A 19,038-nucleotide genomic window follows, 5' to 3' on the forward strand; every position below is an offset into this window, starting at 1 on the left:
TCCGCACGAGGAGGGTATCCATGAACAGCAACTCGCGGAAACTGATGGAAAAGCTCTACGGCAAGCAATGCCAGGTCGACAGCGCTGAGATCGCCCCCCTGCTGCATCAATTCGCCGAACCCTTGCCCGACCTGAACTCCCCCGCATTCGCTGCGCTGTTCGACCGCTACGCCGACGCCCGTGTAGTGATGCTGGGCGAGGCAAGCCATGGCACCAGCGAGTTCTATCGCGCCCGTGCAGCAATTACCCGGCGTCTGATCGAACAACACGGATTCAACATCGTGGCCGTCGAAGCCGACTGGCCGGATGCCGGACACGTCGACCAGTACGTGCGGGGCTTGGCCCATTCGGCATGGAAGCGCCATATTTTCAGCCGTTTCCCAACCTGGATGTGGCGCAACAGCGAGGTCAAGGCATTCTCCCACTGGCTGCATGGACACAATCGCCTGCTGGCCGTCGAGCGCCGCGTCGAGTTTAGAGGCCTGGACGTCTACAGCCTGCGCAACTCCATTCATGAAGTGCTGGCCTTTCTGGACCGGGCAGATCCGCACCTGGCTCGCGAAGCGCGCCGCCGTTATGGTTGCCTGACGCCCTGGCAGGATGACCCGGCCCTGTACGGCCACTTCGTCGAACGCGGTGGCGTCATGCCGTGCGAGCAGCCTGTGGTTGAACAGCTGAATGTGATGCTGGCCGAACAGCTGTCGGGCCTGATCCGCAACGACGAAGCGTTCTTCAATGCCACCCAGAACGCACGGGTGATCATCGCTGCGGAGCAATATTACCGCGCGATCTACCGAGGCTCGACTGCCTCCTGGAACCTGCGCGACCGGCATATGTTCGATACCCTGCGCGCACTGCTGGAACATCGCGGGCCACACGCCAAAGCCGTGGTCTGGGCACACAACTCCCACATCGGCAACGCAGATGCCACGGAAATGGGCTGGAAAGGTCAGTTCAACATCGGTCAGCTGTGCCGCAACGCCTTTGGCCGGGAGGCCGTGCTGATCGGCATGGCCACTGATCGCGGTCAAGTGGCCGCCGCCAGTGACTGGGATGGCGACATGCTGATCAAGGACATCCGCCCTTCGCGGTCGGACAGCTGGGAGCACCAGTTCCGCCTGGCAGGCGTACCGGCTTCCTTGACCGACTGGCGAGACCCACAGCGCAAGGAGTTGCGTCGCATCTTGTCCATGCCACTGCTCGAGCGCGCGATCGGCGTCATCTACCGACCGGAGAGCGAACGGCTGAGCCATTACTTCGAAGCAGTGCTGGCCGAGCAATTCGATGCCATGCTCTGGATCGAACAGACCCAGCCGGTCAACGCCCTGCCTCTGCCGAAACAACAGCATCTCGAGCCGGAAGACGAAACCTATCCGTTCGGCGTCTGAATATCCGGCCTGCAAGCCTCAGGGGGAAGAGGCTTGGGGGCCGCGACTGGCGAGCATGTCCGCCACATACTGGCTTCTGCCGCTCAGCCGGCCGCTGCCATGGGCAAAAATGACCAAGGCACGGGTGTCGGTAGGTAACCGTCGGTCGGCCAGCAGTTCTACGCCCGGCCATTTCATCGAACGCAGCTGCACCTCAGTCATCTTCAGCCTCCCCGGCACGCACCCTGGAGGACTCCGCGAACCCGGCCTTGTCCATAAGCGCGATGACTTCTTCGTCCGAAGTCTGGGGAAAGTCCTGGTACCAGTAGCCGACCGAAACCATCCGCTCAGGCACCAGCGGGCAGACCACCTCGTCCACTTCGCCCCACATGGCCTCCAGCGTTTCCGGTGGCGCGACTGGCACCGCGACCACGATACGCACAGGCGACAACGCCCGTGTCGCCTGAATGGCCGCCATCATCGAGGCTCCGGTTGCCAGGCCATCATCAACCAGTATTACGGTCTGGTCCTTGAGCCGAAGCGGTGGTCGGGTACCTCGATAGGTGCGCTCGCGACGTATCAGTTCCTGGGTTTCCCTGGCAACCACGCTTTCCAGCAAGGTGCGATCGACCGGATAAGCCCGCAACGCATCGTCGTTGAGAATCTTCACCCCACCCCCGGCGATCGCACCCATGGCATATTCAGGGTGCGATGGTATTCCAAGCTTGCGCACTACCAGCAGGTCCAGGCGAACCTTGAGGGCGGTAGCGACCTCGTAAGCCACCGGCACGCCGCCTCGTGGCAAGGCGAGCACGATCACATCAGACCGTCCGGCATATCGGCTCAACAACGCCACCAGGCAGCGACCGGCTTCAGCACGGTCGGGGTACAGGGTGCGACGAGCAAGATCATGCGACATGCAAACCTCCCGCGCCGCGACGGGCGCCTGTCGTTTCAGCTACTGGCAAGCACTACTACCATTCAAGGCACCGTCGCCCGGGCCTCTTCAGGCAGCAGGTCGAACTGCTCGAGGCAGCGCTTTTCGTCGTCTGCCGTCAACCCCTTGTATGCGCTCACTTCCCGCATCGGCGTTTCCAACAAGGCCAGGCGTATTACCCCATTGCGATCCAGAAACGTTTGCGCCAGGCAGGTACACACCGGCTTGCCGACCAATGCCGTGAGCTTTTCATCCTCAGGGGTGTTCACCCGGGCCTGCAGGCTGTCTGTGCAATTCTCCACGATACGGTCCACCGAGCGCCCCGCCAGCCAAAGCGTGCCGCCAGCGAGCAACGCCAGGAGCAGCAACATGCTCAAGAGCACGTTCGACTCCTGGGTGACCGAGCGCAGGAAGGCAAGCCGAGCCTGCCAGCCCGTGGCCTGGCCATTGAATATGGTCTTGCCTACCGTGCGTTTCACGCCACGCTGCACCACCCACCCCAACGCCACGCACAAGGCGAGCAAGGCCAGCAGCATAAGTGGATGTTGCATCGGCAGGCGCCAGTTCGGGCTCAACGACCGGTAGGCAGCTACCACGACGAGCAATGCGAAGATTGCCACGATCACCCCCAGGCTACCTCGTGGCCGATGCATCCAGGCCCGCAGTTTCGCCCTTGCTTGTGTATCCATGACAGCCTCCCGGCCCAGGCTAGCGCACTGGGTCAATAGCAACCGTTTCGTGGTACTCGGGTACGTACACCTGCCAACCGAGCTCGATGCTGATCCGCCGCCGCAACGTGTCGGCGGCGTGCGGCTCACCATGGATGACATAGGTCTGGCGTGGCGGGCGGGCGAAACCGCGCAACCACTCCATGATCTCGTCGGCATCGGCGTGCGCAGAGAGATTATCCATCGCATGCACCTGGGCCCGGATAGGCACGTCTTCACCGTGCAGGCGCACACTGTGCGCGCCAGCTACGATATCGGCGCCGCGCGTACCTCCGGCCTGAAAACCAGAGAACAGAATGCTGTTGCGCGGGTTGGGTGCCAACGCCTTGAGATGGTGCAGAACGCGCCCACCGGTCGCCATGCCACTGGCGGCGATGATGACCGCAGGTTCACGCAGCTGATCCAGACGCCGGGATTCATCTACCGTGCGGATGATATGCGTGCCCCTGCACATTGCGGCGCATTCCTCCGGTGTCAACCGATGCTCGCTCCTGAACTGCTGGTACAGGACGGTTGCGTCGGTGGCCATCGGGCTGTTGAGGTAGACCGGGATATCAGGTATCAGGCCATCGCGCTTGAGCTTGTACAGGTAGTACATCAGCAATTGGGCACGGCCAACGGCGAACGACGGCACCAAGGTGATGCCATGACGCAGAAGGGTCTGGTTGATGACCTGGGCCAGGAATTGCTCGGTCGATTCGGTTGGATGCTGGCGGTCGCCATAGGTGGACTCCACCAGCAGCACATCTGCCGTCCTGATCAGTTCCGGTGCACGCATGATCGGGTCTTGTGGCCGTCCCAGGTCGCCGGAAAAGACCAAGGTCTGGCCATCGGCCTTGATCTGCACCGTCGCCGCGCCGAGTATGTGTCCAGCCGTACGCAGCAGCAGCTCCATGCCCTGCGCGACCATGATCGGTTGATGCAGCGCCACAGGGCGCAACAGTGCCAAGGCGCGCTTTGCATCCTGTTCGGTGTAAAGCGGGCGTGCCGGCGAATGCCTGGAGTAGCCATGCCGGTTGGCATGCTCGGCCTGCTCCTCCTGCAGCCGGGCACTGTCGAGTAACAGGATCTCGGCCAAGGCACAAGTGGCCGGGGTTGCGTAGATAGGCCCGGTATAGCCCTCCCGCGCGAGCACCGGAAGATAACCGCTGTGGTCGAGATGGGCATGGGTCAGTACCACGGCATCGAGCGCGCTCAGCGCCGCCGACAACGGTTCCCAGTTGCGCAGACGCAGTTGCTTGTAGCCTTGAAACAGCCCGCAGTCGATCAGCACACGGCTGCTGTCGCGAGTCAGCAGGAACTTGCTGCCAGTCACGGTCCCGGTACCACCAAGAAATGTCAGTTGCATGGCCAGGGCTCCAGGGCTTCGAGCGCTTGCGGGTGAAACGCCAGGACGCTGCACGGTGGACGGCTGATGATGCGCTCGGTAGTGTCGCCCAGTAGCTTGTCCAGGCCCTTGGGTTGCACGACCCCCATGACCACCGTGTCGATGTCCAGCGCAGCGACCTGCTCGCGAATCACATGCACGGGGCCACCTTCCATGAAGTGGCGGCGATCCGCCGCGACCCCCTCGGCGTCCGCCAAGGTGTCGAACGGTTCCTTCAAGGCACTGCGCATCTCATCGATCCACGCCTGGGTGACGTTCATGTCCGAGGCGAACACGCCTGCCAGGTTGTAGGCCGAGAGCAGGTGCAACTGCGCATCGCATTGCAGCGCCAGCGCCTGCGCGGCACGGATCAGCCCACGGTTGAAGGACGCCTGGACGTCGGGTGTTTCGCTGAAAGAAGTGTCGACGGCGACCAGCACGCGCTTGGGCAGCGACACCGCGGCCGCCGGCACGAAATGCGTGACACCCTTCAAACCCCGCATCAAGGCGCAATCCAGAGGCGTGCGGAACAGTCGCACCATGGCTGGCGTCGCTTCGCTGTCCTTGATGACCATATCGGGCTGCAGTTCGCTGATGTAGTCGATGGCCTGGCTGCGGATGTCGTCCGCCTGCAGGCTGTCGACCGTCAAGGCGATGCTGCCGCCACGGTGACGCTCGACCAACCCCGCCAGCCGCACACGGTAGTGATCGAACTGGCGCTGGATATCTGCCTCGTTCAATCGTTCTTCGCGCAGCAGGTGCTCCTGCGTCGGTTCGAACAAGCCCAGCACATGCACACTGGCACCACTGACATGCGCCAGGGCCAGGGCCCTGCGCAGTGCGGCCGAATGCGGATCGACCTCGGTGAGCAGCACCAACAGTTGTCGATATTGACCCATGGTGAACCTCCGGGCTTGCGCGGCTGGCGTGATGATGTAGGCGATTGTCCGAAGACGGGCCGCTTCGCGCTTGATGCAGATCAGAAAAACCACCGTCGAGCCTGAACTTGACGATTGTCAGAACCGGCGCCGCCCAGCACGGTACAACCACTGCAGCAAGCATCGACCAGGTGACCGGGAGGCGACATGAACAGGCAGCAGACTGAACAGCCAGACGCGTGCGAGCATTGGATCGAAAAGCTTTCGGACGGCTCTGCCGTACTGATCCGCCCGCTGGATGAGAAAGACCGCGAAAGGGACCGCCGCTTTCTCGGCACGATCGCCTACGAGGCACGGCGTTTCCGCTTCATCGCCGGCCTCAGTGGCGGCCTTCCGAGCCTGGATGCGCAGCATATGCCTGTGGATCATCACCAGAGCGAAGCCTACGTTGCCTTGGTCCATGCAGATGGCCAGTTGCGGCAGATCGGGGTCAGTCGGTATGCCAGTGTTCCCGGCAGCCGGCTCTGCGAATGCGCCATAGCCGTACACGAAGAATGGCAACGCAAGGGGTTGGGCCGGCTGCTGATGCAGCACCTGATCGCGGCCGCGAAGCGCAATGGCTTTCACTGCATGATCTCCAGGGACCTGGCGAACAACTACGCCATGCACCGGCTGACCAAGGGACTGGGGTTCAGCTCACGCTACCTGGGTGGCGATGTCAGCGAAATCATTCACGAACTTGACCTTCGCGCCTGAAAACAAGGCCCTTTCGGGCCTTGCAGCCTAGCCTCTGGAATGCTCCGGTGAAATCACCAGCACGCTGCTGGACAATCGATGCAATACCCGCTCCGCCGTGCTGCCGATGAACCAGCCAATGCCGTGATGGTGGTAACTGCCCATGACCAGCACATCGATATCATTGTTCTCCATGAACAGCGCCAGCACCTTGGCCGGGTCTCCCAGCCTCAGGTGGCGGTGTTCGGCGGCGATACCGTTACGTTCGGCCAGTGCCTGGAATGCCTCGCTTTGCGCCTCGTGCAGTGTCTGGGCGAGGTTGGAGTCGAACAGAAACGAATGCTCGCGGCTGCCACCTGAGTCCAGGTACATGGACCCGAGGTCGTAGGCGTATAGCAGTTCGATCTGAGCGTTGCACTGTAGTGCCAGTTTCAGCGCTTCACTGATGATCTGGTCGTTGAACCCCTCAAACTGGTCCTCGGGGCGGGACAGGTCCACGGCAGCCAGAATCTTGCGCGGCAGCGCGTGGCTGGCCTGATGCACCAGGTGCAGGGGGATACGGGTTTCCCGCAGCAACTGAATGTCAAGCGAGGTGAACATCGCCCGCGCCCACCAGGGTTCATGCTCGAAGGCCTTGATCAGCATGGCGAACGGCTGCTCGCGCAGGTGGACGAGGATCTCGTCCAGCGGATGCTGCACCCATACCACTTCGGTGGTGACCGTGCCCCCGTTACGGCGCATCGAAAGCGCTTGGGTTTCCAGCCATGCACGGTGTTGCTGTACATAACCTTCACGCATCACAGCCAGCGCCTGGTCGTTGACCATGCCCGCCGTGGCAAGGCCTTCGAGATAGTCGAAAGCAACGATATGCAGGGCCATGCCCTTGGCCTTGGCCAGCGCAGCCGCACGGTCGTAGGCCGGGGTGCGCCGCATCAGGGGCGAGGCGATCAGCAGGAGTCTTTGCGGGTTGTCCATGGCACACCTCAGCAGTTGGGAAGTGTTCCTGGATCATCCATCACCCGCACCTGACGGATTTGATGTTTATCAACTGAACCACTGGACGGACAAACGGCAACGCCCGCTGCGCGGAAATTTGATGCTGGTCAAAGCTTCTGGCCGTTAACGGCGCAATCTGGCCCTACACCAACAACAATCATCGAATGCCCCGGAGGCGTGCCATGGCGCTCATGAAAACCATCGAAGTCACCTATGGTCGTTCGCCAACCAGCGCGATAGCGTGATGAAAATGGCCATCACGCCCTGAACACCCCTGTTGCCGGCAGGGATGCCTTCGTTTCGCATGGATTTGCAGTTGGTTTGCTCATGCATGCTTTTGGAGGCTTCCATGAACATCTACGTCGAAAATAATCCTCAGCAGAACCGCTGGTGGGTCCGCATGGACGACTGCCGGGTGAGCTTCAATACGTCCGCCGAAGCGCAAGCCTTTGTCGACCGGTTGAATGCGCGCCTCAACGCGCCCCACTCGCGGGACATGCTGGCCGACTGGTCACCACGCCCAGGTATGGGCAGCGTTGGCAAAGCCCATGCAGGGATGGCAGCCCAGGCAGATCTCCGATGCGCGAAGGAGGCCTGAAAATGACTGGCCTACTGAAGGTGACCTTGCTCGACCAACCTGCAGCGTCGAACCCGGCAACCCCGATTCACCTGAAACCGCTAACAACCCTGTGCACAGAGTGCCGTGTCAGCGGGCTGTGCCTGCCCACCGGTCTGCCTGTGCATGACAACAGTTGCCTGGGCGCACTGATCGGCCCGCGCATGCGTATTCGCAAAGGCGCCGCACTGTTCAACGCCAACGATCCGCTGACGACGCTTTATGCCGTGCGCTGCGGCAGCTTCAAGACCAGCCTGAACAGCGCCGAAGGCCAGGGCGTGGTGATCAATTTCTGGATGCCGGGCGATGTACTTGGGCTCGACGCCATCGCCACCGAGCATCACGTATGCGATGCCATTGCCCTGGAAGACAGCGAGGTGTGCCCTGTCCCCTATCGCCGGCTGCAGGCATTGGCGCGGGACTTTCCCGTCCTGCAGCAAAGCCTGAACCGTTTGATGAGCCGAGAAATCGTGCGCGAGCATGAGCGGGTGCTGATGCTGTGCAATCTCACCGCCGAACAGCGCCTGGCAAGCTTCCTGGTCGGGTTGTCACGGCGCTTCGTCAGCCGCGGTTATTCTGCCCACGGCTTCATGCTGCGCATGTCCCGGGAAGACATGGCTTCGTACCTGGGCTTGCGCCTGGAAACCGTGTGTCGCTCGGTCGCCCGCTTGCGCGCGCTGGGCATCGTCAGCATGCGTGGCAGACTCGTCGAGATACTCGATCTGCCAGCCTTGATAGCCCTCGAGCAAGGCGGCGCGGAAGTCAGCCCCAAGGACACCCCGAAGGCGCCATGCTCGACACGGTGAAGTCAGCCATGGTGCCGTCGCGCTGAGCATCGGCATGCTGGTGGGGCTCGAGCGCGAGCGCAGGAAAGACCGCAACGAAGATCATGCCGCCGCCGGCCTGAGGACCTTCGCCATCACCATCCTGCCAGGCTACGTCAGCCTGTTGCTGGCCGGGCCTGTGCTGGTTGGCAAGTCACAGCCGTGAGGCCCTTGGCCGCCGCCGCTGTACTGTCGAACCTCGCCAGCATCGCGCAATAAAAAACATCTCTGAGGGTGCGTTTTCCTTATGACTCTACGGCGCGCGCCATAACAGGACATAAATGATCATCGATATATCAACCGACTCAACAGACGCTCGACGATACCCTGCCGAACAAAAAAGCAAAAAAAACCTAGGAAACCCTAGGTTTTTTTGCAAGTAGCACCTTGGATGGCGGCTTTAACGCCCAGGCTCAGGATACGTCGCGCAGAAATCAACCTCCACAGCCGGAAGCGCATCAATCTCGGGCGTTTTGCCAAACGCGACCGCGTCTTCCAAAACAATTTCCCTGGATCCTAGTTCATGTTCAAGGTCTGCACGAATCATGCGAAGCAAAGACCAGGTCAGCACACCGAGCACAGGTATCAAAGGCAGCGCGACGACAATGGTTGAAGTCTGAACAGCTTTCAGCCCGCCGACCTTGAGAAGCCCGATGCCAATGACCGCCAGTAACAGCGCCCATACAATCCGCAGCCAGCGCTGAGGTTCTTCATAACCGCTCAGCTCATTGGATGTAACTGACGCAAGCACATAAGCTGCCGAATCAAGCGTCGTTGCCAGGAATACAAAGCAAAGAAGAACGAAAGCGCCAATAACGAGACTTGAAAACGGCATGGTTTTCAAGATGGCGAGTACTGCCGCCGGAATACCCTGTGCTGACAGAATAGCACTGACATCCAGCTCGCCTGTCAGCTGCAGATTAAGCGAGTAGCCGCCCCAGACAGCGAAGAACACCCAGCAACCCAGGCTGCCCCACACCAGCTCCGCCAAGATGAGTTCCTTGATTGTCCGACCTCGAGAAATACGAGCAACAAACAATCCCATCATGGGTGCATAGGCAATCCACCAGGCCCAATAGAAAATCGTCCAGTCCTGAGGGAACGTACCTTTTGCAACAGGGTCCGTCCACAGACTCATGTGGATGAAATTATTGACCATCAGGCCCAGGCTGTTGGCCCAACCATTGATGAGCAACAAGGTGGGACCAACAACCGCAGCGAACAAAAGAAGCGCAAAAGCCAAATAGACATTGATATCGCTGAGTATCTTTATCCCCTTACTCAGCCCAAACCAGACACTCATGCCGAACATCAATGTCCAGAGCGCCAAAACGCACATGTCAAATACAAAGGACTGCTGTATTCCAAAGATGTCGCTGGCCAAGGTCGAGACCAGGGGCACAGCCAAACCAAGGGACGTGCCCACGCCGCCAACAATACCGAAAACCACCACCGTATCAAGCGTAATACCCATCCAACCGTTCGACTTGTCACCCAAGACACCACGCGCGGCCACCGACAATCTCACACCAGGCTGTCGACGAACATACATCGAGTAGGCAATGGGTAACGCCGGCAAGCAGTAGAATGCCCACGGGGTCAGCCCCCAGTGGAACTGCCCATACGTCAACGCCCACTCTGCCGCCTCACGACTGTGAGCAGCCACATTCAAAGGGGGGGTATTAAAATAATAAATTGGCTCTACCCAGGCCCAGTTAACAATGGCTATGCCGATACCACCGCAAAAAATCATGGCGACCCAGCTGAAATAGGAAAACTCCGGAACGTCACTCTTTCGTCCAAGGCGAATATTGCCGTAACGCCCGAACGCCATCCACAGCAGGAATACGACAGTCATCAAGCCGGAAACCAGGTAGAGCCAGCCAAACTTCCCGGTCGCAAACGCGAACATCTGGTTTATTACCGCACTCCCCGCCTCGGGAAACACAATAAGCGGAATCGTGACACCAAGTATCACCGCAATCGATGGCCAAAATACGCGACCATCCAACGAGGCACCATCTTTTGACTTACTCATTTGGCATATCTCCTCAGAACGTTCGATTCAACACCAGGACTCTGTTGAATACAAATATGTCAAGCACGAATTAAAACCCCTGCTCAAACAGATCTAGTTCCATGGAGAAATGAAAGGCCGCTTGCCTTTCCCGAACATATATTGTGCTTATTATTCATATTCGCCTCGAATTGTATTTAATTATTATTTCAGCGGCACAACCAGGTAAACCTCAATTCGCAACTGACACCACCGGTATTCGGCACGACTGCGAGCGGAACTCATTGCCACAAAAAGATGGGTGCCTGGCGGCAGTCAGGCACTCACCTTGTCCAATCCTTACTTCATCGTCGGCATGGAGAACTCAACGCCCTCCCGGACACCTGACGATGGCCAGCGCTGGGTGACTGTCTTGCGTCGGGTGTAGAACCTCACGCCATCCGGCCCGTATGCATGCAAATCACCGAACAGCGAGCGCTTCCAGCCGCCGAAGCTGTGGTAGGCGACGGGCACTGGCAAAGGAACGTTGATGCCAACCATGCCCACCTTGATGTTGTCGGAGAAATAGCGTGCTGCTTCGCCGTCCCGGGTGAAGATGCACGTACCATTGCCGTACTCGTGTTTGTCGATCAGCGCCATTGCTTCCTGCATGCTGTTGACACGTACGACCTGCAGAACCGGCCCGAAGATCTCTTCCTTGTAGCTCTGCATGTCTGGGGTAACGTGATCGATCAGCGTGCCACCGACGAAGAAACCTTCCTCGTAGCCAGCAACGTTTGGCTCACGCCCGTCGACAACCACGTTTGCCCCCTGCTGTTCAGCACTGTTGATGTAGCCAACCACTTTTTGCTGATGCTGCCGGGTGATCAGCGGGCCGAAGTCGTTCTTGCTGTCGGTGTAAGCGCCCACCTTCAGGTTTTTCATGGCTTCTTTCATCTTGCCGATCAAGGCATCGGCTGCCGCGTCACCCACCGCAACGGCGACCGACAGCGCCATGCAGCGCTCACCGGACGAGCCGAATGCAGCCCCCAGCAGCTGGTTGACCGCATTGTCGATATCGGCGTCTGGCATGACGATGGCGTGGTTCTTGGCCCCACCCAGTGCCTGGCAGCGTTTGCCGTGGGCGGTGGCGGTGGCGTAGATGTACTCGGCAACCGGCGTCGAACCCACGAAGCTGACCGCCTGAATGCGCGAGTCGTGCAGCAGGATGTCGACCGCCTCCTTGTCCCCGTTCACCACGTTCAGCACGCCCTTGGGCAGACCGGCTTCGTGCAGCAGTTGCGCAATGAACAGCGTGGAGCTTGGGTCGCGTTCGGAAGGCTTGAGAATGAAGCAGTTCCCCGCTGCAATGGCCACAGGGATCATCCACAGCGGTACCATCACAGGGAAGTTGAATGGCGTGATGCCTGCAACCACGCCCAGCGGCTGGAATTCGCTCCAGGCATCGATGTTCGGGCCAACATTCTTGCTGTGTTCGCCTTTGAGAAGCTCGGCGATCCCACAGGCGTACTCGACGTTCTCGATGCCACGCTGCAGCTCGCCTGCAGCATCATGGGAAATTTTCCCGTGTTCTTCACCAATGAGTTTGCAGATCGCATCTGCGTTCTGCTCCAGCAGCTCTTTGAAACGGAACATGATGCGGGCCCGCTTGATCGGCGGCGTATCACGCCAGGCCGGGAAAGCAGCTTCAGCAGTCGCGATGGCGTGCTCTACCGTTTGGCTGGATGCCAAGGCGACTTGGCGTGCCACCTGGCCGGTAGCGGGATTGAAAACATCCTGGGTGCGCCTGGATTCGAAAACGACTTCGCCGTTGATCAGATGACCGACAGTATTCATGTGAATCTCCACTTTTTGTTATTCAGATAATGCGTTGGTGCCGGATTACCAAAGGCTGCGGTAAAGCTCGACCATCTCTGCCTCGGTCGGCACACGCGGGTTATTGCCAGGTGAGCCGGAAGCCAGCGCCTGGGCGGCCATGGTTGGCATCAGCTCGAAGAATTTCTCGCGGTCGATTCCGAATTGCGCAGGGGTGGGCACATTCAGTTCCTCGTTGATAGCCACCAACTCTTCCAGCAGTTTTTCCACGGCGGATTGGTCCGTATCGCTTTCAGTGGCGACGCCCATTGCACGCGCGCAATCGGCATACCGGTCACGGGCAGCAGGGATCGAGAATGCCGTCACTTCGGGGAGCAGCATGGCGTTCGACAAACCATGAGGCACATGGAATGCGGCGCCAATTGGGCGGCTCATGCCATGCACCAGGGCAACAGAAGCCGCCGAGAACGCCAGGCCCGCCAGGGTCGATCCCAGCATCACAGCCTCCCGCGCGGCACGGTCCGCCCCGTCGTGGTAGACCTTGCGAAGGTTTGGCCCGATAAGGCGCATGGCAGCCAGCGCCTGGGCATCACTGAACAGATTCGCTTTCTTGCTGACGTAAGCCTCGATGGCATGCGTCAGCGCATCGATACCGGTGTCCGCCGTCACGCGGGGCGGCAACGAGAGCGTGAGCTCGTAGTCGACCAGTGCAGCGACAGGCATGAAGCCTGCGCCGACGCACAGCATTTTTTCGTCAGTCGACTCATCGGTGATGATGGTGAAACGGGTGACTTCGGAGCCAGTGCCGGCAGTCGTTGGAATGGCAATGATCGGCAAGCCCATCTCGGTGACATTGCGCGGGAACTTGTAATCGCGCATGACTCCGCCGAACCTGGCCAGGATGCCGATCGCTTTGGCGCTGTCGATCGGGCTTCCGCCGCCCAGTGCGATGATGCTGTCATAGCCCCCTTCCCTGGCGGTCGCGACGCCGGCCTGAATCGAAGCGACGGTAGGCTCGGGGACGGTATCGGAGAATACGTCGACCTCTATTGCGTGTTCTGCCAGAACTGCGCTGATACGACCGGCATAACCTAACTCAACCATCATTCGGTCAGTGATGATGAGTGGTTTATGGCAGCCGAGGCTGGCCAGTACCTGATGGATCTGCTGGCTGGCACCGGCACCGGTTTGCAGGATACGTGGGAGGATGCTGTTGTAAGTCATGGCTCTATCTCATTTCCTGGGCATGAACGCGCCCGCGAGCAGCCTCGGGCTCGTGTTCGCTTGATCGGTCAATCGGCAAGCAAGGGGGCGTTTCAAAGGCCTGCCCCCTGACCTGCCTTCAGCAGTCAGCTCGGCAGATATTCCTCACTCCAGGATTCGCCGATTGCGCCGGCGTCCAGGAGTGACTGAATCTCAGCCTCGGTATAGCCGTAGCGGCCCAGCACCTTGCGGGTCGAAGTGCCAAACTTCTCAGCGGGTGGTAGCGCTCGAATACGCGCTACCCGTGGGCGAATGGCGTAGGGGTCCAGCTGCGTGACCCGATGACCGCTCGGATGGTCGCTGTAGACGCTGAAGGAGTAGCTGCCATTCTCGGTACCTGGCAGGCCATCAGCGGCTCGGCTGTACTGGCTGCGCAGGTGATCGATGTTGTCCGGCACCGCGGCCGCGATGTTGGCCGCCTGCAGACGCTCCTGAAGGAAAGAGCTGCTCATGCGGGCAATGACCGCTTGCAGATAGGCAGCGCGATCACTGGCGGATGCCAAGCCGCTGAACTCTGTGATGTCGGCGAATTTGTGCAGTTCTGGCTCGGAAGCATCCAGGTAGATCCAGCCATCCGCCGTCTTGTAGAAGCGAGAAAGATCGCTGTAGCCAACCACGTCGCGCCCGGACGGCTCATTGAATGGCGCTCGACCTGCGTAGTCATAGCAGAACGGGATCTGCACCAGATTCCCCAGTGAAGCCAGAGAGGTGCGCGCCCGGTAGGCTTCGCCGGAGTGGTGTTTGCGATAAAGCGCCGTTGCGACGCCCAGAGCGGCAGCAAATCCACACATCACGTCGATGGTACCGACGTGGGCATGTTCTTCCGGGGTTTCCATGCCACCACCAAAACGCAGCATGATCCCGGTCGTGGCCTGGATGAGATCGTCATACCCCAGATAATCGGTGCGAGGGCCACGGCGGGGGCCACCGAAACAATCGAGCTGGCAGAAGATCACTCCAGGATTCACCGCCTGAAGGCTGGCCTCATCCAGACCCAGCGGCGCCAGTTGGCGATCGGGCGCGTTCATGACGATGACATCGACCTCCCGCACAAGACGATTGAACACCTCTCGCCCTTCGCAAGAGTTCAAGTCAACCAGGACACTTTCCTTGCCCCGTGCCGAAGACATACCAAAGACCACGGTATTCCAGGGATCATAATTAGGAACGACAGGGTCGAGTTTGATGACGTCTGCCCCGAAGCGGCCCAGGAAAGACGTCGAGTGGGGCCCCGCGATGACGTTGGTCAGGTCCAGAATCTTGACGCCTTCCAGCCAGCCGGCAGGTTTGTCGAGCTTGGCAGGCGGCAAGGCAGGAGCCGAACGCTCGGACAGTGTTGCCAACGCTTGCTCATAGCTCACCTCGCGACGCGAAAGAGGTTTCAGCATTGGCTCTGAGCACCCCTCCAACCACGCAATCGGGCCAGGCTGTTTCATGACGCCGAACTCGCGATCATTGACCTCAACGATCAGCCCGGCGGTATTCGAATGCTCGTCATGGAGCCACTCTTGGGTCGACCTGTGCGGAGCCCCAGGGAAACGCCCCTCACCGAAGATGACTTCCCACTCCGCCGCTGTCTTGGTCAGGAATACTTCTTTCATCCGCGCGGAGATGCGTGCGGCCCAATCAGCAGGCAACGGGTAAACCCCCAGGGATGCATTTCCTGCCCACTGGTCAATCGGCAGGTAGGGGTCATCAACTTTCGGCAAGCCGGCGGCAACCATTTCCTCGTAGATGCCCATTGCCTGCAGGCAGCGCTTGGCATGCTCACGATGCGATGGGCAAACGGCGTAGAATTTACGACCATCCGCACATTCATAGGTACGGTAGAACGGGTCGAGGAACTCCTGCAGATCCTGATAGCTCAAGTTCATCGGCAGGTTCTCAGCGCGACGACGCTCACTCTCCTTCTCTCGCAGGGTCTTGTAGCGCAGCGGGTAACCATCGATCTTGATCGAGTTGTACGACAGACCTTCCATCACCGCTGATGCCAAGGGAACTTCGATCTGATCGCCAACGCCATTCTTTTCACGCGCCTGCAGAGCAAGCACTACAGAAGATACAGCAAGCATGGTGCCGTACGCTGACGCCAAGGGAAGTGGCGAGAAACTAGGGTTGATACCCATCAGTACGCGGTTTTGACCCATGTCGGTGAACACACCGGAGGCCGAAGCGATCACCGCCTCGGTAGCACGCCATTGCGCACGCAGTACGTCATCACTGGCAAACCCTGGAATCGACAACGTGATCAACTCAGGACGAGCACGCCGCAGCTCTGCGAAATCGAGGCCCAGCCTGGGCATGACACCAGGCCGGAAATTTTCAATCACGATATCGGCACGGGAGATGAGTTCACGCGCCTGATGCAGCCCCTCTGGCGTTTTCAGATCCAGGCGCATACACAGCTTGTTGCGATTGAGCGTGGCATTTGCCGGGCTATCCCAGAGAGGCCCTGCCTGCGGGTCGATGTGAACGACAGTCGCTCCCAGATCAGCGAGGATCATCGCTACTGCGGGGCCTGCGATGTATTGTCCGAAATCGATGACATTGACGCCTTGCAAAGGCAATTGGTTGGAGTGTGCCATGACGATAACCCTAGGTAGCCCCGTGCCAACGAGATTCGTCGGCGCGGTTATTGTTGTTATTGAGACCTCGTACTAACCGGTCACCTGGACGACTGCACCATCCAAGGGCTTGCGATGTGATTGCCACTTTCAGAAATTCGAAGGCATCGCGAAAGCAATAAAAAATGGCCCTAAGAGGCCATTTTTTTTATTGCTCGGGTACTTTGCTTATCACGAAGGGTGCTCGTCCTCGTCGGCGCCGGGCTCGACCTTGAAAGCCTGCGCCTCTTCGCACAGCCACTGGGCAAACGCCGCTGCATCCGGATTGACCATGCTGTGTGCTGAATAGACCAGGTAGAACGCCTCCTTGGTCGGTACATGACGCCCAAGGGGTGCGACGAGCCGGCCCTCGTCCAGAAGATGCCTGACCAATGAAGACCGCGCCAACGCAACGCCCTGGCCCAGTTCAGCCATCGTCAATGCCGAAATAAGGGTGTCGAACTGCATCCCCTGAGAAGAGTCGACGCTCTCTGCGTTGCTCCTCTTGAGCCAATAACCCCAGCCTTCTTCATAGCCCAGCACGTGCAGCAACGGGTGCTTTGCAAGGTCCTGAGGACGCTGCAACGGACGTTGCGCAGTGATCAATGCCGGTGAACATACCGGCACCAGCGTGTCCCACGTCAGACGCTCGGCCTTCATGCCAGGCCAGCGCCCCTGTCCATACCTGATTTCGAGGTCGGCATCGAATTCTGTTTCATCTACCCAGATGTTACTCGCGACGCGGATGCCCACATCCGGGTGCAATGCTTTGAATCGGGGTAACCGGGGAGCGATCCAATGAGTGAAGAACACCAGGCTGCTGCGGATACTGAGCGCGCTTCGATGCCCCTGCCCGAAGATCTCATCCGTCGATGCAGCGAGGCGCTCAACCGACTCTCTCACTACTGGAAAGTAGGATTTTCCTGCTTCCGTAAGCTCAAGCCCGCGCGGGAGACGCTTGAAAAGCGCCTGGCCTAGCTGCGATTCCAAAGCCTTGACCTGCTGACTGATCGCTGCCTGCGTGAGATTGAGCTCTTCGGCGGCATGGGTGAAATTCAGGAGCCGAGCAGAAACCTCAAAAGCTCGAAGCCAGTTCAGGGGAGGTAAACGCTTTTTCATGACGCATCCAACGCTAAGGCTAATCGGAGATCGAGTCGCTCAGTGGTTGACATTAGAGACGGACAGTCTAAATTACAACGCATGAATGACTCCAAACCTGTTCCTCGAAGGGGCCGACCGCCCAAAATCGCACGTGAGCATGGCGAAACGCTAGAGCTTTTGCTGCGCTGCGGCATGGAAATCCTTACCGAACAGGGCTTTGCTGCCACCGGCATCGATACTGTGCTCAAACGCGTCCAGGTGCCCAAAGGCTCGTTCTATCACTACTTCGACAGCAAAGAAGCATTCGGCCAAGCGGTATTGCAGCGCTATGCCGACTACTTCGCCCGAAAACTCGATCGTTGCTTCAGCGACCTGAGCGTGTCGCCGCTACGAAGGCTTTCCAACTTCGTTGAACAAGCGAAGGTCGGGATGGCCAAGTACCAGTTCCGAAGGGGCTGCCTGGTAGGCAATCTCGGCCAGGAGGTATTGGTGCTGCCAGACAGCTTCCGTGAACAATTGGAACTGACCCTGCTGGACTGGGAGCAGCGCTTGTCTGCCTGCCTGGAGGAAGCGGTCAAGCTGGGCGAGGTATCTTGCGAACATGACTGCAAAGCCTTGGCGGCCTTTTTCTGGGTTGGCTGGGAGGGTGCCGTGCTTCGCGCGCGACTGACGCAGCATGTCCGCCCCCTGGACATTTTTTTCCAAGGATTTCTGATGGGAATCACTCGATGATTCTCTGGGGCAATTTAAAGACAAACGGTCTAAATGAGGATAAAGCATGTTCAAAGCCATTCTGATCGAAAAGCTGGAAGACAAGTATTCGTCCCGAGTCACCGAGTTGCAGGATGACCAGCTACCCACCGGGAACGTGACGGTGAAGGTGGCCTACAGCACCTTGAACTACAAGGATGCGCTCGCAATCACCGGCAAGGGGCCGGTTGTTCGTCAATTTCCGATGGTGCCGGGCATCGACCTCGCGGGCACTGTCGAAGCGAGTGACGACCCTCGATACCAGCCAGGCGATCGCGTGTTGCTCAATGGTTGGGGGGTGGGTGAAAGCCATTGGGGCGGGCTTGCGCAAAAGGCGAGATTGAACGGCGATTGGCTGATCCCTCACCCAGAGCGCCTGGACGAACGGCAAACCATGGCCATCGGCACCGCTGGATACACCGCCATGCTATGCCTGATGGCCTTGGAGCGCCATGGATTGAAACCCTCCGATGGGCCGGTGTTGGTCACAGGCGCCACAGGCGGCGTCGGTAGTTTCGCCATCAGCCTTCTGGCCGGTGCCGGGTATACCGTCACTGCCGCAACCGGAAAAGCTAGCGAAGCCGCCTACCTGAAAAGCCTGGGCGCAACGACCACCATCGATCGGGCCGAGCTTTCTGCCCCGGGGCGTCCATTAGCAAAAGAAAAATGGGCGGCCGTTATCGACTCGGTCGGCAGCCATACGCTGGCCAATGCGTGCGCAAGCACAATGTCTGAAGGCTTGGTAGCTGCGTGCGGATTGGCCCAGGGAATGGATTTCCCGGCAACCGTTGCACCTTTCATTCTTCGAGGGGTAAGCCTGCTCGGCATCAACAGCGTTACTCAGCCATTCGAGCGACGAGTCGAGGCTTGGGAAAGGCTGTCCGATCAGCTGAACCTCGACGCACTATCGTTGATGAGCAAAGAAATTCGCCTTGAGAGCGCGATTGCCGCCGCCTCTGAACTGATGGACGGGAAGATCCGTGGCCGGTTGATTGTGGACGTGAACGGCCAAGCCGCCGATCGTTGACGCCAACCATGAGGT

The 19,038-nt window shown here is 59.4% G+C and carries 18 protein-coding genes; 7 read left to right on the forward strand and 11 right to left on the reverse strand.

Annotation, left to right across the window (positions count from 1 at the left end):
- Nucleotides 1-20 precede the first annotated feature (20 nt).
- Nucleotides 21-1,388 carry an erythromycin esterase family protein gene (locus ACIQYU_RS19700; RefSeq protein ID WP_207837093.1) on the forward strand — a complete coding sequence of 456 codons (1,368 nt, stop codon included), beginning with the start codon at nt 21-23 and terminating at the stop codon, nt 1,386-1,388.
- 18 nt (nt 1,389-1,406) lie between these two features.
- Here the strand turns inward: ACIQYU_RS19700 and ACIQYU_RS19705 are convergent, their stop codons facing one another.
- The 5 genes from ACIQYU_RS19705 to ACIQYU_RS19725 all read right to left on the reverse strand — a co-directional run bounded on the left by ACIQYU_RS19705 (nt 1,407) and on the right by ACIQYU_RS19725 (nt 5,297).
- The gene (locus ACIQYU_RS19705) at nt 1,407-1,589 is read right to left on the reverse strand and encodes a hypothetical protein (RefSeq protein WP_241106609.1); all 183 of its coding nucleotides are present in this window, start codon (nt 1,587-1,589) and stop codon (nt 1,407-1,409) included.
- Complete coding sequence (locus ACIQYU_RS19710; protein WP_233694216.1) at nt 1,582-2,286, reverse strand: phosphoribosyltransferase; 705 nt, start codon at nt 2,284-2,286, stop codon at nt 1,582-1,584. Before ACIQYU_RS19710 ends, ACIQYU_RS19705 begins: the two co-directional genes overlap by 8 nt.
- 62 nt (nt 2,287-2,348) lie before the next feature.
- Complete coding sequence (locus ACIQYU_RS19715; protein WP_233687514.1) at nt 2,349-2,957, reverse strand: hypothetical protein; 609 nt, start codon at nt 2,955-2,957, stop codon at nt 2,349-2,351.
- 55 nt (nt 2,958-3,012) lie between these two features.
- Nucleotides 3,013-4,380, reverse strand: a complete 1,368-nt coding sequence (locus ACIQYU_RS19720; RefSeq protein ID WP_207837085.1) for an MBL fold metallo-hydrolase RNA specificity domain-containing protein — start codon at nt 4,378-4,380, stop codon at nt 3,013-3,015.
- Nucleotides 4,371-5,297: a universal stress protein gene (locus ACIQYU_RS19725; protein WP_087502220.1), complete on the reverse strand. Its 927-nt coding sequence runs from the start codon at nt 5,295-5,297 to the stop codon at nt 4,371-4,373. The genes ACIQYU_RS19720 and ACIQYU_RS19725 overlap by 10 nt, the downstream gene beginning before the upstream one ends.
- Nucleotides 5,298-5,483: 186 nt before the next feature.
- Here ACIQYU_RS19725 and ACIQYU_RS19730 point away from each other — a divergent pair, with 186 nt between their 5' ends.
- Nucleotides 5,484-6,032, forward strand: coding sequence for a GNAT family N-acetyltransferase (locus ACIQYU_RS19730; protein ID WP_207837083.1), 549 nt, complete (start codon nt 5,484-5,486; stop codon nt 6,030-6,032).
- A gap of 27 nt (nt 6,033-6,059) precedes the next feature.
- Here ACIQYU_RS19730 and ACIQYU_RS19735 read toward each other — a convergent pair whose 3' ends face one another.
- Nucleotides 6,060-6,986, reverse strand: a complete 927-nt coding sequence (locus ACIQYU_RS19735) for a universal stress protein (protein WP_402801663.1) — start codon at nt 6,984-6,986, stop codon at nt 6,060-6,062.
- Between the two features lie 370 nt (nt 6,987-7,356).
- Between ACIQYU_RS19735 and ACIQYU_RS19740 the strand changes: the two genes are divergently transcribed.
- Genes ACIQYU_RS19740 through ACIQYU_RS19750 form a run of 3 tightly spaced genes read left to right on the forward strand, consistent with a single transcriptional unit; the run spans nt 7,357 to nt 8,613 of the window.
- On the forward strand, nt 7,357-7,605 hold the full coding sequence (locus tag ACIQYU_RS19740; RefSeq protein ID WP_233687455.1) for a hypothetical protein: 249 nt from the start codon (nt 7,357-7,359) through the stop codon (nt 7,603-7,605).
- Between the two features lie 2 nt (nt 7,606-7,607).
- A complete protein-coding gene (locus ACIQYU_RS19745; RefSeq protein ID WP_207837080.1) occupies nt 7,608-8,429 on the forward strand; it encodes a helix-turn-helix domain-containing protein in 822 nt (273 codons plus the stop codon).
- Nucleotides 8,430-8,463: 34 nt separating this feature from the next.
- Nucleotides 8,464-8,613 carry a hypothetical protein gene (locus ACIQYU_RS19750; RefSeq protein ID WP_402801862.1) on the forward strand — a complete coding sequence of 50 codons (150 nt, stop codon included), beginning with the start codon at nt 8,464-8,466 and terminating at the stop codon, nt 8,611-8,613.
- A 234-nt stretch (nt 8,614-8,847) separates the two neighbouring features.
- Here the strand turns inward: ACIQYU_RS19750 and ACIQYU_RS19755 are convergent, their stop codons facing one another.
- The 5 genes from ACIQYU_RS19755 to gcvA all read right to left on the reverse strand — a co-directional run bounded on the left by ACIQYU_RS19755 (nt 8,848) and on the right by gcvA (nt 17,264).
- Complete coding sequence (locus tag ACIQYU_RS19755; protein WP_402801666.1) at nt 8,848-10,485, reverse strand: BCCT family transporter; 1,638 nt, start codon at nt 10,483-10,485, stop codon at nt 8,848-8,850.
- Between the two features lie 318 nt (nt 10,486-10,803).
- Nucleotides 10,804-12,300, reverse strand: a complete 1,497-nt coding sequence (locus tag ACIQYU_RS19760) for a CoA-acylating methylmalonate-semialdehyde dehydrogenase (protein ID WP_402801669.1) — start codon at nt 12,298-12,300, stop codon at nt 10,804-10,806.
- Nucleotides 12,301-12,345: 45 nt separating this feature from the next.
- Nucleotides 12,346-13,503, reverse strand: a complete 1,158-nt coding sequence (locus tag ACIQYU_RS19765; RefSeq protein ID WP_207837072.1) for an iron-containing alcohol dehydrogenase — start codon at nt 13,501-13,503, stop codon at nt 12,346-12,348.
- Between the two features lie 125 nt (nt 13,504-13,628).
- Nucleotides 13,629-16,127 (reverse strand): CoA transferase, encoded by a 2,499-nt coding sequence (locus tag ACIQYU_RS19770; protein ID WP_402801673.1) that lies wholly within the window; start codon nt 16,125-16,127, stop codon nt 13,629-13,631.
- A 210-nt stretch (nt 16,128-16,337) separates the two neighbouring features.
- Complete coding sequence (gene gcvA, locus ACIQYU_RS19775; protein ID WP_402801675.1) at nt 16,338-17,264, reverse strand: transcriptional regulator GcvA; 927 nt, start codon at nt 17,262-17,264, stop codon at nt 16,338-16,340.
- Between the two features lie 81 nt (nt 17,265-17,345).
- Here gcvA and ACIQYU_RS19780 point away from each other — a divergent pair, with 81 nt between their 5' ends.
- Nucleotides 17,346-17,978: a TetR/AcrR family transcriptional regulator gene (locus ACIQYU_RS19780; RefSeq protein WP_207837059.1), complete on the forward strand. Its 633-nt coding sequence runs from the start codon at nt 17,346-17,348 to the stop codon at nt 17,976-17,978.
- A 46-nt stretch (nt 17,979-18,024) separates the two neighbouring features.
- On the forward strand, nt 18,025-19,023 hold the full coding sequence (locus ACIQYU_RS19785) for an MDR family oxidoreductase (RefSeq protein WP_402801678.1): 999 nt from the start codon (nt 18,025-18,027) through the stop codon (nt 19,021-19,023).
- The last annotated feature ends 15 nt before the right edge of the window (nt 19,024-19,038 follow it).

The organism is Pseudomonas sp. NPDC096925, from assembly GCF_044762545.1.
GTDB lineage: Bacteria > Pseudomonadota > Gammaproteobacteria > Pseudomonadales > Pseudomonadaceae > Aquipseudomonas.

Coding starts and splice junctions, on each gene's coding strand:
- ACIQYU_RS19720 (WP_207837085.1), bottom strand. CDS start 4,380: ATGCAACTGACATTTCTTGGTGGTACCGGGACCGTGACTGGCAGCAAG.
- ACIQYU_RS19730 (WP_207837083.1), top strand. CDS start 5,484: ATGAACAGGCAGCAGACTGAACAGCCAGACGCGTGCGAGCATTGGATC.
- ACIQYU_RS19750 (WP_402801862.1), top strand. CDS start 8,464: ATGCTGGTGGGGCTCGAGCGCGAGCGCAGGAAAGACCGCAACGAAGAT.
- ACIQYU_RS19770 (WP_402801673.1), bottom strand. CDS start 16,127: ATGGCACACTCCAACCAATTGCCTTTGCAAGGCGTCAATGTCATCGAT.
- ACIQYU_RS19745 (WP_207837080.1), top strand. CDS start 7,608: ATGACTGGCCTACTGAAGGTGACCTTGCTCGACCAACCTGCAGCGTCG.
- ACIQYU_RS19700 (WP_207837093.1), top strand. CDS start 21: ATGAACAGCAACTCGCGGAAACTGATGGAAAAGCTCTACGGCAAGCAA.
- ACIQYU_RS19780 (WP_207837059.1), top strand. CDS start 17,346: ATGAATGACTCCAAACCTGTTCCTCGAAGGGGCCGACCGCCCAAAATC.
- gcvA (WP_402801675.1), bottom strand. CDS start 17,264: ATGAAAAAGCGTTTACCTCCCCTGAACTGGCTTCGAGCTTTTGAGGTT.
- ACIQYU_RS19710 (WP_233694216.1), bottom strand. CDS start 2,286: ATGTCGCATGATCTTGCTCGTCGCACCCTGTACCCCGACCGTGCTGAA.
- ACIQYU_RS19785 (WP_402801678.1), top strand. CDS start 18,025: ATGTTCAAAGCCATTCTGATCGAAAAGCTGGAAGACAAGTATTCGTCC.
- ACIQYU_RS19735 (WP_402801663.1), bottom strand. CDS start 6,986: ATGGACAACCCGCAAAGACTCCTGCTGATCGCCTCGCCCCTGATGCGG.
- ACIQYU_RS19715 (WP_233687514.1), bottom strand. CDS start 2,957: ATGCATCGGCCACGAGGTAGCCTGGGGGTGATCGTGGCAATCTTCGCA.
- ACIQYU_RS19725 (WP_087502220.1), bottom strand. CDS start 5,297: ATGGGTCAATATCGACAACTGTTGGTGCTGCTCACCGAGGTCGATCCG.
- ACIQYU_RS19760 (WP_402801669.1), bottom strand. CDS start 12,300: ATGAATACTGTCGGTCATCTGATCAACGGCGAAGTCGTTTTCGAATCC.
- ACIQYU_RS19705 (WP_241106609.1), bottom strand. CDS start 1,589: ATGACTGAGGTGCAGCTGCGTTCGATGAAATGGCCGGGCGTAGAACTG.
- ACIQYU_RS19765 (WP_207837072.1), bottom strand. CDS start 13,503: ATGACTTACAACAGCATCCTCCCACGTATCCTGCAAACCGGTGCCGGT.
- ACIQYU_RS19740 (WP_233687455.1), top strand. CDS start 7,357: ATGAACATCTACGTCGAAAATAATCCTCAGCAGAACCGCTGGTGGGTC.
- ACIQYU_RS19755 (WP_402801666.1), bottom strand. CDS start 10,485: ATGAGTAAGTCAAAAGATGGTGCCTCGTTGGATGGTCGCGTATTTTGG.